Origin of the sequence: Caballeronia hypogeia (genome assembly GCF_001544875.2) — a bacterium.
GTDB lineage: Bacteria > Pseudomonadota > Gammaproteobacteria > Burkholderiales > Burkholderiaceae > Caballeronia > Caballeronia hypogeia.
Genome location: NZ_FCOA02000056.1, coordinates 1 through 15133 on the forward strand (window position 1 = coordinate 1; position 15133 = coordinate 15133).

At 61.7% G+C, this 15133-nt stretch carries 10 protein-coding genes and 4 pseudogenes; 6 read left to right on the top strand and 8 right to left on the bottom strand.

Annotated features, from left to right (window positions below):
- Positions 1 to 73: 73 nt before the first annotated feature.
- Positions 74 to 1222: pseudogene (locus AWB79_RS36910) on the top strand (NAD(P)(+) transhydrogenase (Re/Si-specific) subunit beta); the annotation flags it as partial.
- A gap of 93 nt (positions 1223 to 1315) precedes the next feature.
- Here the strand turns inward: AWB79_RS36910 and AWB79_RS36915 are convergent.
- The 8 genes from AWB79_RS36915 to AWB79_RS36950 form a co-directional block, all read right to left on the bottom strand.
- On the bottom strand, positions 1316 to 1693 hold the full coding sequence (locus AWB79_RS36915; RefSeq protein WP_061172414.1) for a M14 family zinc carboxypeptidase: 378 nt from the start codon (positions 1691 to 1693) through the stop codon (positions 1316 to 1318).
- 218 nt (positions 1694 to 1911) lie between these two features.
- Positions 1912 to 2388, bottom strand: a complete 477-nt coding sequence (gene bfr / locus AWB79_RS36920; protein ID WP_061172415.1) for a bacterioferritin — start codon at positions 2386 to 2388, stop codon at positions 1912 to 1914.
- Between the two features lie 232 nt (positions 2389 to 2620).
- A complete protein-coding gene (locus AWB79_RS36925) occupies positions 2621 to 3700 on the bottom strand; it encodes an ABC transporter ATP-binding protein (protein ID WP_061172416.1) in 1080 nt (359 codons plus the stop codon).
- Positions 3697 to 5238, bottom strand: coding sequence for an ABC transporter permease (locus tag AWB79_RS36930; RefSeq protein ID WP_374728592.1), 1542 nt, complete (start codon positions 5236 to 5238; stop codon positions 3697 to 3699). The genes AWB79_RS36925 and AWB79_RS36930 overlap by 4 nt, the downstream gene beginning before the upstream one ends.
- A gap of 93 nt (positions 5239 to 5331) precedes the next feature.
- Positions 5332 to 6348 (bottom strand): iron ABC transporter substrate-binding protein, encoded by a 1017-nt coding sequence (locus AWB79_RS36935; protein WP_061172418.1) that lies wholly within the window; start codon positions 6346 to 6348, stop codon positions 5332 to 5334.
- A gap of 50 nt (positions 6349 to 6398) precedes the next feature.
- Positions 6399 to 7676, bottom strand: coding sequence for an iron uptake transporter deferrochelatase/peroxidase subunit (efeB, locus tag AWB79_RS36940; protein WP_061172432.1), 1278 nt, complete (start codon positions 7674 to 7676; stop codon positions 6399 to 6401).
- Between the two features lie 31 nt (positions 7677 to 7707).
- Positions 7708 to 8853, bottom strand: coding sequence for an NHL repeat-containing protein (locus AWB79_RS36945; RefSeq protein WP_061172433.1), 1146 nt, complete (start codon positions 8851 to 8853; stop codon positions 7708 to 7710).
- A gap of 44 nt (positions 8854 to 8897) precedes the next feature.
- Positions 8898 to 10328 carry a carbohydrate porin gene (locus AWB79_RS36950; RefSeq protein WP_061172419.1) on the bottom strand — a complete coding sequence of 477 codons (1431 nt, stop codon included), beginning with the start codon at positions 10326 to 10328 and terminating at the stop codon, positions 8898 to 8900.
- Between the two features lie 610 nt (positions 10329 to 10938).
- Here AWB79_RS36950 and AWB79_RS36955 point away from each other — a divergent pair.
- From AWB79_RS36955 to AWB79_RS36970, 5 genes and pseudogenes are all read left to right on the top strand, one after another.
- Positions 10939 to 12237, top strand: a complete 1299-nt coding sequence (locus AWB79_RS36955; RefSeq protein WP_061172420.1) for an NAD(P)/FAD-dependent oxidoreductase — start codon at positions 10939 to 10941, stop codon at positions 12235 to 12237.
- A gap of 582 nt (positions 12238 to 12819) precedes the next feature.
- Positions 12820 to 13065 (top strand): annotated as a pseudogene (locus AWB79_RS41135) (DUF2946 family protein); the annotation flags it as partial.
- 181 nt (positions 13066 to 13246) lie between these two features.
- A pseudogene (locus tag AWB79_RS41140) lies at positions 13247 to 13958 on the top strand (hypothetical protein).
- A gap of 3 nt (positions 13959 to 13961) precedes the next feature.
- Positions 13962 to 14105, top strand: a pseudogene (locus tag AWB79_RS39235) (copper resistance protein CopC); the annotation flags it as partial.
- Positions 14106 to 14107: 2 nt separating this feature from the next.
- Positions 14108 to 15088, top strand: coding sequence for a CopD family protein (locus tag AWB79_RS36970; RefSeq protein WP_157695933.1), 981 nt, complete (start codon positions 14108 to 14110; stop codon positions 15086 to 15088).
- Positions 15089 to 15133 lie beyond the last annotated feature (45 nt).

Here is a 15133-nt window from a genome sequence, read left to right on the forward strand (position 1 = left end):
CTTGCCTTCGCTTTCCATGCTTTAAATCTCCAGATACAGCCAAGATCCAAAGTCTCCTACATTTCCGGGGCGGTTCACGCTGATGCACAGCCTGGTTGGCCTGGCGGCTTGCCTGGTGGGCTTCGCCAGCTACATCGACACCTCCGTGCAGTTCACCGGCGCCGAGAAGGCGATCCACGAAGTCGAGATTTACGTTGGCATCCTGATCGGTGCGGTGACTTTCGCGGGTTCGGTCATTGCGTTCGGCAAGCTGTCGGGCAAGATCGGCGGCAAACCGCTGCTGCTGCCGGCACGGCACTGGCTGAACCTCGCCGCGCTGCTGGTGGTGATCGTGTTCGGCCGTGCGTTCCTGCATGCGGAGACGATTCAGGACGGCATGACGCCGCTCTTCGTGATGACAGCGATTTCGCTGCTGTTCGGTGTGCACATGGTGATGGCGATTGGCGGCGCCGACATGCCCGTGGTGGTGTCGATGCTCAACAGCTACTCAGGCTGGGCGGCGGCGGCCACCGGCTTCATGCTCAGCAACGACTTGCTGATCGTGATCGGCGCGCTGGTGGGCTCGTCGGGCGCGATCCTGTCGTACATCATGTGTCGCGCGATGAATCGCAACTTCATCAGCGTGATCGCCGGCGGCTTCGGTACGGGCAGCGGTGTGTCTGCACCGACGGGCGGCGGTGCGCAGCCGGCTGGCGAAGCGATCGCCGTGAGCGCTGCCGAAACCGCCGAGCTGCTGCGCGACGCGAAGAGCGTGATCATCGTGCCCGGATATGGCATGGCCGTGGCGCAGGCCCAGCACACGGTGTTCGAACTTACCAGCCTGCTGCGGGAAAAGGGCGTCGACGTGCGGTTCGCGATCCACCCGGTGGCGGGCCGCATGCCAGGCCACATGAACGTGCTGCTGGCCGAAGCGAAGGTGCCCTACAACATTGTGATGGAGATGGACGAGATCAACGCTGACTTCCCCGAGGCAGACGTGTCGATGGTCATCGGCGCGAACGACATTGTGAACCCGGCGGCGCAGGAGGACCCGGCGAGCCCAATCGCCGGCATGCCGGTGCTGGAGGTCTGGAAGGCGAAGACCTCGATCGTGATGAAACGCAGCATGGCCTCGGGCTATGCCGGCGTCGACAACCCGCTCTTCTACAAGGACAACAATCGCATGCTGTTCGGCGATGCGAAGACGATGTTGAGTGAGATCTTCGGGGTGTTGAAAGCCTGAACGCGGCGAAGCGGGGCTCGGAAGAACAACGAAGCGAGTCCAAGGGTCGCTCCTCTTTTCCGAGCCCGAACCTGCGCTGCTCGACCAGCGCCCTCACTTCGCCTTAATATAAAACGCCAGCAGCCCGGAGGTGACCTCATCGATGATCTGCTTCATCTCCGTATAGACGGGATGAAAGGGCGTTGAATTGTGCTTGCTCCCCCACTCGATCGTATAAGAGAACACTTTTGCCTTCTTTGCATCGATGATGTGGCGGCTGTACGCGTAGTCGTCGGAGGTGCCCGCCGTTGGATAGAGGCTCATCGACTGCTCGGTCTTGTACACGCGTCCGCGAGACGCCTTGATCGCGTCGCGCATTTCGTTGGCAAGTCCGACCGCGATTTTCTTGTCCTCCGCTTCGATGTACTCGCGATACGCCTGGTCGTTCGCGATACCGCGTTTGCCATCGTACGCTGGGTTCTGGAAGTTCATGTCGGGATGACTGCTTTGGTCCTCGTCGTCACCCCAGTTGTACCTCTATACCGGCGAAACCTACGTCAGCCAGGACAACACGCAGCACGTGCCCTCATGGACGCGGGTCGATCTCGGCGCGCGCTACACCACACCCGTCTTCTCCTCTGAACACGCCGAGAGTTGTCCCTGCTATGTGCGCGCTCTTTCCACGTCATTGCATTCCCGGGTTGAACCGGTCAACCGACCTTATGCATGGCCGACTGCTGGTAGTTCTGAACTCCGATCTTGTCGATGAGCCCGATTTGAATCTCCAGCCAGTCTATGTGATCCTCCGTCGCATCGAGTAGTTCGACCAGAATCTCTCTCGAGACGAAGTCCCGGACCGACTCACAGTAAGCGATCCCGGTTTTGCACTGAGCTTGTGCCGCCTTTTCAAGCGCGAGGTCGTTTTGCAGGGCCTCTAGCGTTTGTTTGCCTATGTTGAGTGGATGGAGGTCCTGCAGATTGGGCTGTCCATCGAGCAAGAGAATTCTCTCGATCAGCCTGTCCGCGTGAGTCAACTCATCCATCGATTCGTTGTACTCGTGGGCGCCGAGCTCCGTGAGTCCCCAGTGCTTATATAGGCGCGCATGTAAAAGGTACTGATGCACGGCCGTCAGTTCGTTTTTCAGTTCGGCATTGAGATACTCAATCACCTTCGGATCGCCTTGCATGCTGTCGCTCGCTTGGTTGCATCACTCAAACAGAATAGACCCTCGATAGGGGAGACGTGGCAACGAGACGCATTTTCATCAACTGTGTCGTAGACATTCAACCAACGTACCCTCCGATATCTTCGGTGGATTGCCAGCGGCCTGATGCAAAAGAGCCGCGGGCATGCGCCCCAATTTAATCAAGATGCAAGGCGAATTCCCACGAAGCAGGAGGGCGGTCCAGCCTCAGGTGTCAGGAGTGCACGATACGAAGATGTTGCGACGCGCCTTCTGGCGCGGCGTACGCTATGACGCCGCCCTCAATGGAGAGACCCACATTCTCGTCGATGCGCGGCGCACAATGACCTGGCACGTATGCGATGACATTGCACGCTTGCGCGTGGGTGAGCCTAAGCGTGACGAGCGCATCGCGCCCATTGAAAACGACGTCGGTTACATGTGCGTCGCTCGAACCTGGCGGTAGCGCCGGTACCAGACGAATTTGCTCTGGCCGGATCATCACGTCGACTGCGCCGTTCTCGACGGGACCCATGAGCCGAAGTCTTCCGAGCGCGCAGTTCACAAAACCTCCGCTCGCGAACCCGCTCAGCAGCACGGCATCGCCGACGAACTCCGCCAGCTCTCGTGTCGCGGGGCGCAGATAGATGTCCCTCGCCGAACCCGTCTGCACAAGCGTGCCACGCAGGAGTACCGCGACCTGATCGCCCAGCGAGAGGGCTTCCGCCTGGTCATGCGTCACGAGGATGGCGGTCGTTCCGGTATCCGCCAGAGCGCGTGCGACGGCCTTGCGCGTTTCGATTCGCAACGCGGCGTCCAGGGAAGAAAACGGTTCGTCGAGCAAGATCATGCCCGGCGACGGCGCCAGTGCGCGAGCAAGCGCGACGCGTTGCTGTTGCCCACCCGAAAGCTGTTGCGGTGCGCGCCGCGCATAGTCGAGCGGCAGGCCAACCAGCTCCAGCAACTCAGCCACGCGATACTGGGATTTGCGCTGACTGCGCGGCAATCCGAACACGATGTTCTCGGCAACCGACAGATGCGGAAACAGCGCGCCCTCCTGCGGCACGTAGCCGATGCGCCGAAGTTCCGACGGCAGAAACGCGCCGGGGCCTTCTACGCGGCGCCCGTCGATATCGATCGTGCCCGCGTCTGCGCGCTCGAATCCACAGAGCAGACGAAGCAGCGTCGTCTTCCCGCTGCCGGAGGGGCCGAGCAGAGCGAAGAGCGCACCACGCGGGACCGTGAGGTCGACTCCGTGCAGCACCGGATGTTCGTCGAATGCCTTGCGCAGGCCTTGAACGCGTAGCTCGCTCATGGAATGGACGATTCTCGTGGATCTTTCAAAGCCGAGCGCCCGAGCAGCACGAACAGCAGACCGGATGCGCAGAAGGAGATGAAGGTGAGCAGCGCGGCATAGGGCGCGGCCGCCGCGAAAGCGAGGGTCGAGGTATCCGACCATACTTGCGTCGCGAGCGTATGCGTATCGAGCGGCGCGAGCAGCAGCGTCGCATTCAGTTCAGTGACGACCGAGATGAAGACCATTGCCGCGGCCGCGCCGAAACCCGGACCGGCAAGCGGCAACATCACGCGCAGGAACGTTTGTGTTGCATTGAGTCCGAGCGATCGAGCGGTGTCTTCGAGACGCGGCTGCGCCTGCATCAACGCGGCGCGTACGCTGACAAGCGCGAGCGGCAGAAAAAGGATCGCGTAGGCGGCGATCAGCAGCGTCACGCCCTGATACAGAGGCTGCAATGCACGCACCGCGAGCGAGACGATCGCCAGCGCAATCACGAGTCCTGGCACGCCTTGCGCCAGAAACACGATGCGCTCCATCAGCGTGACCAATCGACCCGGATAGCGCGCAAGCAGCAATGCAAGCGGAAACGCCAGCACGACCGTGACGACGGCCGCGAGCAGGCCGAAGCCCACGGAGGACATCGTCGCGTCGAGCAGCAGCTTGGGCGACACCTCCGCCGGCGTGATGGCGGCCGCACCTTCCTGCGTCAGCCAGAAGGCGATCATGCCCAGCGGCACGCCGAGCGTCGCGATTGCAAGCGCGGCGAAGCCGGCGACGGATGGCCAGCGCCATCGCCCAAGCTCATAGCGGAGCGCTGCGCGGCGGGCGCCACGATCGACGCGTTCATAACGCGCGCGGCCCCGCAAGCGAAACTCGAGCGCGAGCAAGATCAGACACAGCACGAGCAGCACGCAGGCGACGAGCGACGCACCGCCGTTATCGAAACTTGTGCGGTATTCTGCATAAATCTCCGTGGTGAACGTGCGATAACGCAGCATCTGAAACGCGCCGAACTCGGACAGCACCCCGAGCGCGACGAGCAGCATGCCCCCGAGCAGCGCGGGCCGCAATTGCGGCAGCACGACGCGGGCGAAGACGGCCCATCGTCCGCAGCCGAGCGAGCGCGCGCTTTCTTCGAGCGCGGGGTCCATGCCGCGCAATGCCGCCGCGACCGGCAGATATACGAGCGGAAAATAGGCCGACGTGATGACCAGCATCGCGCCCGCGAAGTCTTGCAAATCGAGACTGATCGAAACCCACGCGTAGCTCGACACGAACGCGGGCATCGCGAGCGGGGCAGCGGCGAGCATCGCCCAGAAGCGTCGTCCGGGCAAGTGCGTGCGTTCGATGAACCACGCGGCCGCCGTGCCGATCACCGCCGATGCCGTCGTGGCACCGAGCGTGATCCAGAGCGTATTGAGCAGCAACTCGCCGACCAGCGGACGAAACAGCAACTCGACGGCGTCATCGACACCGTTCGCGCTCGCGCGCCAGAACGTGAACGCGAGCGGCGCGAGCACGAGCAGCGCGGCAAGCGCCGCGCCCGCGAGCAGCATGCGCGGGGGCTTCTTCGATGCACGAACGCCCGAGCCGTCAGACGACGATTCCAGTACCGCAGCCGCTTCACCCGGCTCAATCATTGCACTCACTCAGATCAGTCCCGCCTGACGCAGCAGCTTGCCGGCCTGACTGTCGTCGCCGAGTTGTTCGAGCGTGAGCGCGGGGGGATGAAGCTGATCGAAAGGCTTGAGGAGCGGATCGGGCGCGACACCCGCGAGCAGCGGATATTCGTAGCTCACGCGGCTCTTCGCCATCAGCGCCTGCGCGCGTTCGCTGACGAGATACTTGAGGAACTGCTGCGCGCCACCCACGTTATGCGCGTTCTTCATGATCGCCGCGCCCGATACGTTGACGAGTCCGCCTACGTCGCCGTTGCCGTAGTGATAGATCGCGCTGCGCGTCGCCTTGTCGCCGAGTTCGGCATGCGGTCGCGCCCAGTAATAGTTGTTGATGATGCCCGTCGCCACGCCGCCACGGTTCACCGCCGCGACCACGCCTTCATCGTCATCGAAAATTTGAGCGTTGGTCTTGAGTCCCTTGAGCCATTGCAGCGTCTGCTCCTGGCCCTTTAACGCGAGCACGGCGCTCACGAGTGGCAGAAAGTCCGCGTCGCTCGGTGCGATGCCGACCTTGCCTTTCCACTCCGGCTTGGCGAGGTCGAACAACGACGGCGGCAACTGCGACGGCTGGATCTTTCCCGTGTTGTACGCGAGCACGCTCTCGCGCGCGGTGACGCCGATCCACTGTCCCGTCGGTGAGTTGTAGCGCGCGGGAATGATCGAGAGTGTCGCGGCATCGACTTTCGCGAGCAAATTCTTTTCTTCGAGAAGCATCAGCTCGGGCGAGTTCTCGGTGAAGTACACATCCGCGGGCGTGTTCGCGCCTTCCGCCACGAGCTGCGCGGCGAGCGCCGGACCTTCGCCGTTGCGAACCTTCACCGCGATGCCCGTCTGCTGCTCGAAGTCCTTCGCGAGCATGTTCATGACCTGCTCGTGCTGCGCGTTGTACACGACGATGGACGCCGCATGCGCGCTCGCCGCGATTGACAGCGACAACATCACCACTTGCGACAGCTGTCGCCACAGGCCGATTCGAGATTGAGCCATGGAGCCTTCTCCTCTTGAAGTTATGTTTTATATGCGCGAATGCTTCGCGCTTAAGCCTCGAACAGCGCCGCGCCAATATAGGAGCCTTCTTTCGCGCCCGGCGGCACGGCGAAGATCGCGCTGCCCACGTGCGTGGTGAACTGATTCATCATGTCGAACTTCGCGAGCTTCGTATTGATCGGAATGAAGCCCGTGCGCGGGTCCGACTGATGCGCGACGAAAATCAGTCCCGCGTCGTATTCGGTTTCCTGCCGCCACGGCGGCCAGCGCTCGATATAGAAGTTGGTGCCATCGTTGTACGAATACGAGCGGCGCAGGATCTGCATGCCGTTGTTCGTCATGTGATTCGACAGCCGCACATGCGAGTTCTCTGCGATCGCCGGATTGCCGTCCTTGTCGGCGGTGTCTAGATCGACGGCATCGAATTCCTTCTTCTTGCCGATGGGCGCGCCGCTGTACTTGTGCCGACCGAACACCTGTTCCTGGAAGCCCAGCTCCATCGTGTCCCAGTGCTCCAGCGTGATGCGGATGCGCCGCACCACGGTGTACGTGCCGCCTTTCATCCACGGTGCGTCGGCGCCGTCGGCCCAGACGAACTGGTTCATGAGCGGTGGCTGCGAGGTCGACGGATTATTGGTGCCGTCCTTGAAGCCCATCAGGTTGCGCGGCGTCTGTCCTTTCGGTCCGGACAGAAAGCCCGCTTGTCCCCAGCGGATCGACGTGACGTTCGCGCTCGTGCCCATGCGCGCGAGCTGGCGCACCGCGTGGAACGCGATCTGCGCGTCGTTCGCGCACGCCTGGATCATGATGTCGCCGCCGGTCTTCTCGGGGATGAGCTGATCTCCGTTGAAGCGCGGCAGATCGACCAGGGCGGCGGGGCGCTTTGCAGCGAGGCCGAAGCGGTCCTTGCCGTCGCTCGTCTTGAAGAGCGTCGGCCCGAAGCCGAAGGTGATCGTCAACGCCGATGCGCCGAGCCCCAGGATATCTGCGGAATCGGATGCGGGTTTGTCGTCCGGTGTATCGAGTGCGCCTGCGGTATCGCCGCGCGCCATGCGTGCCGACGCGAGCGTCCACGCGCGCAAGAGCGCGACGAGTTCATCGCGGCTTTCGGTCTTCACATCGAACGCCGCCATGTACGTGTGGCTCTGCTGCGGAGTGACGATGCCCGCCTGGTGCGCGCCGTAGAACGGCTCGACTTGCCGCTGCGCGTCGTCGGCGGGCGTGCGCGTGAGCGCCGCGCGTGCGATGCCCGCGCCGGAGGCGAGTCCCGCCGCCGCGCCCGCCTTCAGGAAGCCGCGTCGGTGCGGATTCGTTTGATCGTCTTTCATGATGCTGCCTTTCTTCGCGTCAATCGTTTCGTCACTTCGCGATGACGAGCGTGTTGACATCGTCCTGCACGTAGTAGAACCCGTCGCCTTCCGGCGTCATCGCGATGCCGAACAGGTCGCCGCTGCCCGGCGGGCTTTGCGCCTTGTCGGTGTCGATCCAGCGCGCATAAAGCTGCTTGCCGCTTTCCGGAATGATTTCCACCACCTGGCCATTCAGCGCGTTGGTCACGAGCAGGTGGCCGTTGGGCGCGGTGACCATCGCGAGCGGTCGATGCAGCAGGCCATCGGCGGTCAGTTGCCGTCCGACTCCCGCGCTGGTGTCGCGCGTGAGCGGGTCTTCGATTTCGTTGATCCGGTTGCCGATCGCGTCCGATACATACAGCAGCTTCTTGTCCGCCGAGAGGGCGAGTCCGGTCGGACCGACGAGGAACACGCCCTTGTCGGCCTGCGCACCGTAACCGCTGCCGATCACGGTCTCGTTCTTCACGATGGGCGGCTGTCCCTCGGGGATGTCGAGATCGAGGCGCAGCACTGTGGCCTGCTTGAACACGGGCGGATTGCCGTCCGCGCTGCCCACGCCGAAGCCTGCCATGCTAACGAAGAGCGTCGCGATCGTGCCGTTGTCATCCACGGCCATGTTGCCCCACGGATCGTTGATGTTCGGGCTCGACCACACTTTCGCGATCTTGCCATTCGGATCGAGGACGACGAGACAGCCTGCGCCCTTGGTGCTGGTCGTGCCGTCGTTGCTCGGCGTGCTGCCGACAATCACCCAGCCCGACTTCAGCATGGTCATCGCCGTGGAGAGGCCGACGCCGCCCGGGCATTCCTTCAGGTCGCGCGGAATCTGCGCGAACAGGGTCATCTGTTTGGTGTCGGGGCGATAATTGACGATGGTGCTGCCCGTGCCTTGCAGATTGGCCGCGTTGTTGAAGTTGTCGATGAGTACGTCGCCCTTTTTGATCGATCCGGCCGATACGGGCGCGACGAAGATCGCGTAGGGGTTCTGATCGCCGTTGTCCGGCACGGTGTTGATGAGCGTCGTGTTACGGTGCAGCGTTTCGAGAAAGCCTTGGGGTTCTGCATGGGCCGCGATTGCGACGAGGCAGGCCGTTGCCGCAGCGAGCCGGCGTGCCGTCAAACTCAGGAAAGCGCGCGTATTGTGAATGGCCGTCATGATCTGAATGCTTGCTATGTCGTGGGATGTCGCGCGTCGAATCATCAGAACGTGAGGTTCGCCCGCACGCCGATCACGAAGGTGTTGCGCAGCGGCTGCGCCGGGTCGTTCGGGTTTTGACCCGCGCCCGCGTTGAACGTGTACTGCGCGTCGGCCTGCATGATCCACCACGGCGTGACCTGGTAGAGGTAGGTTGCCTCGATAGTGGTTTCCTGCGTTCTCACGCCGTAGGGCGTACCGAGAAAGTTGCGGTAGTCGAGGTCGAGATCATGCACATGATTGCCGACCTTGATGTACGTGACCGCGAGACCCACGCTGTCGTTGTCGCGGTTCTTGAAAGGCGCTTTCATGACGACGCCCGCATTCGCCGCGAAGCTCACGAGGTTGCGGTCGCCCGGCGCGCCCATCAGGCGGGTGAACACGCCGATGCTGCGCGGCTCGTCGGGATCGGGGCGCCAGATCATCTGGTCGGCGACTGCATAGAAGCTGTAGTTGCCGTGATGCGACTGCGGGGTGCCCGTCGAATTCGGGTTCGCCAGCGACAGCCCGGTATTGTCGAAACGCTGATCATCGAAGGAATTGGTGTTGTACCAGACACCCAGCTTGTAGGTGCCCGGCAACTTGTTGCTGTTCATGCCGACCATCTCGCCGTCGGACGGCTGATTGATCGCGTACTGCAACTCCCCGATCCACAACGTGCCGTTGTGCAGATTGAAGTTCGTGCCGGACTTGTTAGCCGGGTCATTGCCGAGCGGGTCGCCCGAGTAGACGCCCGCGAGCGCGGTCAGCGATGGCGTGATTTGGCCCCGCACACGAACCCCAAGTGCGGACAGCGGATAAGCCGGACCGCCGGAGGGCATGTCGTAAGAGGGCAGCGCGGGCCAGCCGAACATCGTGTTGATGAAGGTCGCCGCGTACGTGCTGGTGATGAATTCCTGATCGATACTCTGCTGACCGATCTTCACATCGATCCGTTTGTCGAGAAACGACTGCTGATACCACAACTCCCAGAGACGCGTGGTGGCTTCTGCTTCGATCCCGCTCGCCGTATTCAACGTGCCTAGATAACGCGTGCTCAGATTGGTGCCGTGGATTTGCAGCGCGCTCACATTGAACTGACCGCCCGGCAGCCCGAACGCCTTTTGTGTGTCGATGCCGACCGTGGCCGTGGTAAGGCCGTCATACGTGCCGCCGCGACCCAAACCGCCGCGCACGTTGGCGAGATATTCGCTTGTCTCCGTCAATTGAAACGTCACGCCGTACTTGCCGAGCCACGGACGCAGGCCGCCCATGTCGCCGAGCATGTTCTGTCGGGTCCAGAAGCCGGTCCAAAAATTGGACGGCTGCGCCTGAATCTGAAGGTCCGCTTCGGGCGCTTCAGGCGTGGCATCGGGGCTCGCTGCCGCGAATGCGTTTCCCGTGAGCGAGCTCCACGCTATTGCGGTGGCCACCGTCAGGCGCCTGGCCACGGGCATCACCGGCCGAACGGACGAAGACCGACCGGCCCGTCGACGCCGAAGAGCGGAGCAGTGCATATTCATCGAAGTCCTAATTGTTATTGTCTTATCCGTTGCGCTTCATTTGGAGGAGGATCAGGGCAATGCGGCGGTCACACTTCCATCACAAATTGCGTGAATCGAATCCTACGTTGGACGTTTAATCTCGTCAACATAAATGAGAATGATTCTCAGGCATATTACGGTTTGCTATCTTCATATTTCTGTGGCGACAGCTTGTGTTTAACAATCGAAAGTATTAACTAAATCAAAAGATGCTTAATTTGGGCATTGCAGTCGCCTGGCTGGATTTGCCCGCAGGATACGGGAAACGGGTGAAGGCGGTCATCATCCGCAGCGAACCTGCGACGGGCTTCACGGCTTCCTCCCAGTCAACTGGCGGTGCGTTATCACGGGTCGCAATAAGTTCGCGTCTGAACTTAATGCATTTGATGGTTTTCTCGCCCTTTTTGATTATCTCGATCGGCGAAGAGCGACATCAGACAATGGTATTCTTTTGCCGGCTTGCGTTGCGCAGTCACGTCCGCGCGCCTTGCGCGGGCCCCGTTAACCGCTCCGAAGCTAGTGCATGTACCAATCGAAGAAGAATCCAGCCCGGCCGGACGTGCTGGTCATTGGCGGTGGGCCCGCTGGCGCGACGGCTGCGGCATTGCTGGCGATGAAAGGGCGCCTCGTGGTGCTTGTCGAAAAGGATGCACATCCGCGGTTTCACATCGGTGAGAGCCTGTTGCCGCGCAATCTCGATATCTTCGAGCGGCTTGGCGTACTCGATCAGGTCCAAGGGATCGGCGTGTATAAGCCCGGCGCTGAATTCGTATCGGATCGTACTGGTCGGAGTTGCGCTTTTCCTTTCGCCAATGCGCTCGATCGCGATCGTACCCATGCCTGGCAAGTGCGGCGCGCGGATTTCGATGCGTTGCTATTCCAGAATGCCGGCAGGCACGGCGCCCAGTGTTTCGAGCGAACTCGCGTCACTGACGTTCGGCCAGGGCACGACGGAGCGCGCCACGTGGTTTCGGCGCAGGACGAATCAGGGGCGACCCTTGAATGGCAACCCCGTTACCTGCTCGACGCTTCGGGCCGCGATACGTTTCTTGCGTCGCGGATGAAGGTCAAGACCTCGAACAAGCACAACAATACGGCAGCCGTTTATGCGCACTTCAAAGGCGTGACGCGGCGCGACGGTGAACTCTCCGGATACGTCAGCATTCACCTTGCCGAGGACGGATGGTTCTGGCTGATTCCGCTGCCCGATGACACCATGAGCATCGGCTTCGTCGGAAACCAGTCGGCCTGGAAGGGGCGCACGGGTACGCCGACTGACCTGTTGATGTCCCGGATTGCTTCGAGCCCGACCGTTTCGGCACGTACGCGGGGTGCCGAGCGCGTATCGGACGTCTATAGCACCGCAAACTACAGCTATCGGGCGCGTGTGGGCAATGGCGATGGCTTCCTGATGATTGGCGACGCCTACGGGTTCGTCGATCCGATGTTTTCGACCGGTGTGCTCATGGCGATGACTGGCGGCGAACTGGGTGCCAGGACCGCCGACGTCTGGCTCGACGATCCCGGACGAGGAAAGAAGATGGCGGACGCAGCCAACCTTGAACTGTCTGAGGCAATGGATCGGATCAGTTGGCTGATTTATCGTGTGAACGACCCGGTCATGCGCACCCTGTTCATGGGGCCGTCGAATCGGCTTTGGATGCGCGACGGCATCGTGAATCTGCTCGCGGGCAATCTGCGTGGCAGTTGGCGCGCTGCTTTGCCGGTGCTGTGCTTCAAAGGTGTGTACCAGGTGCTCTCGGCGTTGCACCGCCGCGGCATTGCTATCTCGCTACCGGAGATGCAACCGCCACCGATGTGAATCGGGTGCTAGTGATCAATTTCTGATCTGGTCATTGCGTCGGCACCAAGCAAAATGCCTGCATGAGCGAGGGCACGGCCGGTCGAGGACGACGCGCGTGACACAGCCCGCACGCTCCATCCAGACGTGCGGATGAGCGAGTGCGCGCAAAGGCTGGAGGATTGCAACGTGAAACAACGTAACGACGTTGAACCGCGAACCGTCGGACGCCATCGCGAAATTCCGCGGAAAGATCCACGCGCGTGGTGCGTCATCGCGAACCTCGTCGATCGCAGTGCCTAAGTTCAGGCGGCGTCCCCTCGGCTTGTATGTCGATCGCGCGGCTTTCGTGAAGCGTATCCACAGGCATGCCGACAGCTTCTTGCCGGTGTGGCAACGCTTGACGCGCTCGCCGATGGGGGACTGATCGCCATTGCTTTCGGAGCACTTTCGACCGAATAGGCTTGTCACTCCGTACGGCGATTTACAGCTTTGTGCATGGCATAATTCACCGCCTTCCTTTCTTACCTTTACGCCACGCGCGCCATGTCTCGCGTTCGCCTCCACCGACTCGGCAGCCTGCTGGGATTGCTAGCAATCCTGATGCTGACGCTCGCGTCGACCGTCTCGCAGGAGCTCGCGTCACATCACCCGCTCGGGGATGCGCTAGCCATGTATTGTTCGAGCGAGGGCGAGGGCGCGTCGGCGACGCATGACAGCAAATCCTTGCATTCGGCAACGGGACACGGGCAGGTGTGCCCGTATTGCAGCCTGCTCGCCCATGCGACGGAGTTGCCGGGCAGCGCCGTCGTGTTTGCCGCGCCGCCGATGGCCGTGCCGACTGCCGTTGCCGTCGCGTCGACGTTGGTTCACGCGATCCTCCCATACACCGGAGCTAGCGCACGCGCCTCCTGTTTTATCCAGACCCTTGTTCAACTAAGTCTGATGAACCGCTGCTTTGCGCATCCCGCAAGCGGCCGTTTGTCGCGCATGCGCACGACGGTATCGAACGACGATTGGAAAAATCAACATGCGTACCCTCATCAAGCGGCGGGCGTTGCCTGCGCCCGCCACGCTCCTCACAACGGCAGCGCTTGCAGCTTTCGCCCACACGCCAACGGCGTCTGCGCACTCGGTGGTTGGCGACCGCGTTTTCCCGCCACGCTGACCGTGGATGATCCCAGTGTCGGCGACGAGCTCGACACATAGTTCGGCCATATCAAGTCGCCCGACGATAATGGCGACAACATGAATGGCAACTCTTTCTCTTTCGAGTGGGACAAGCTCATCACGAAGAGTCTCGCTTCGGGAAGGGCTTCGGCGATCTGCCGACGAACCTCAACTATCTGCGCCCGTTCGCCATCACCGGTGAAATCGGGCCGAATATCACGACGGCGAGCCTGGATTAGGGTCCGAATTCACTCTACTGGGGCGTGACGCTTCAATACAGCATTCCCTATCTCCAGAATCAGGTGAAGGACCTGGGCCTTCCGCAGCCTTTAAGCAACCTGGTTCCGGTCGTCGAGTTCTCGATGAACACCTGCACGGCCGGTGGATGCTCGGGGCACACCACGGGCACCATCAATCCGGGCGTGCTCTGGTTGAACCGTTATGGCCAGTTCGGCGTCGAGGCGCAGATTCTGGTGAACCGCGCGACCGGGACCCATGTGGGTGTTCTGTTTGATGCGCATCTCTACTTCGACGACATCTTCCCGAACTCGCTCGGCAAACCGCTTTTCTGATTAAAGGCCGAAGTCGATCCGTCGAACCGAAAACACATGTCTGTCGGCCTCAATCCGCTGACCCCAGGCGTCTATACCGTCTTGTGGATTGCCGTTGCCGACGACGGTCATCGCACTCAGGGACATTACACGTTCACGGTGAAGTGAAGGTGTATCGGCTCGTCATCGCCCAGATCGTGCTCGCTGCGGTTCAGGACGTGCTCGCTGCTGTAGCAGCGGGCGCCTTGGCATGTGCCATCATGACCATGCGTTGTGGGTTGCTGGGGTGGGAGAGGCTTCGTGCCCTGCGTACCGCGTCGTCCACGGTGCTGGTTTTCTCGGCCCTTGTGTATCTTTGGCTTCAGGCCGCCATCATGAGTGGTTCACCACTCGCAGACGCCGGTTCGGCTATCACCACGGTGGTCACGCAGTCCCACTTTGACAGGGCATGGTCGCTTGGCTTTGCAGGCGCGCTGCCCGCCACGTTGAGCGGCCAGCGCAAGGAGTCGGGTTCGGCGCTCTTCGCCCTCGGTCTCATGCTGTGGGTCGCAGCAAAGGCTGCGACCAGTTACGCGGCAGATTCAGGCGACTTCTCGTGGCGTGAGGCGATTCACGTTGTTCACCTGTTCGCTACGGCGTTCTGGGCCGGCAGCGTGATCGTCGATGCCATTTTGCTGACAGGAATGTTGCGTGTCGCGAGTGGCGGGGCGAGGCAACGAGCCGCATTTTGCTCCGCGCTGTCGCACCTCGCGACAAGCGCACTCGTGATCGTTCTCGTCACTGGGTTGTACAGCGTATTGCAGGACGGGCCACACGTTGGCGCAGCGGTCCTTCAAATGATGTACGGCCGGGTGTTGGCCGGCAAGCTGGCATGCGTTGCGCTGGCGATCCTGTTGGGCGGCTGGAACCGCGCGGTGGTACTGCCGAACCTCCGCACTTGCGCAGAGCAGAACGGTCCGGGTTGCCTTGCCCATCAGCGCCGATTCGACGTAGCTCTTGCCGTTGAGGCCGTGGCCATGCTCGCTGTTCTCTCGCTCGCCGCACTGCTGGGGCACACGGCACCGACCGTCGGCTCATCCAGAAGCATAAGCGTGTTCCCGATGCCGAACGACCGTGCTCCGCACCACTTCAGCACTGCATTGCCGGGATAATGCCGCCCTTGGCGGACAGGTTCAGGATCGTGCGACGGACACGAG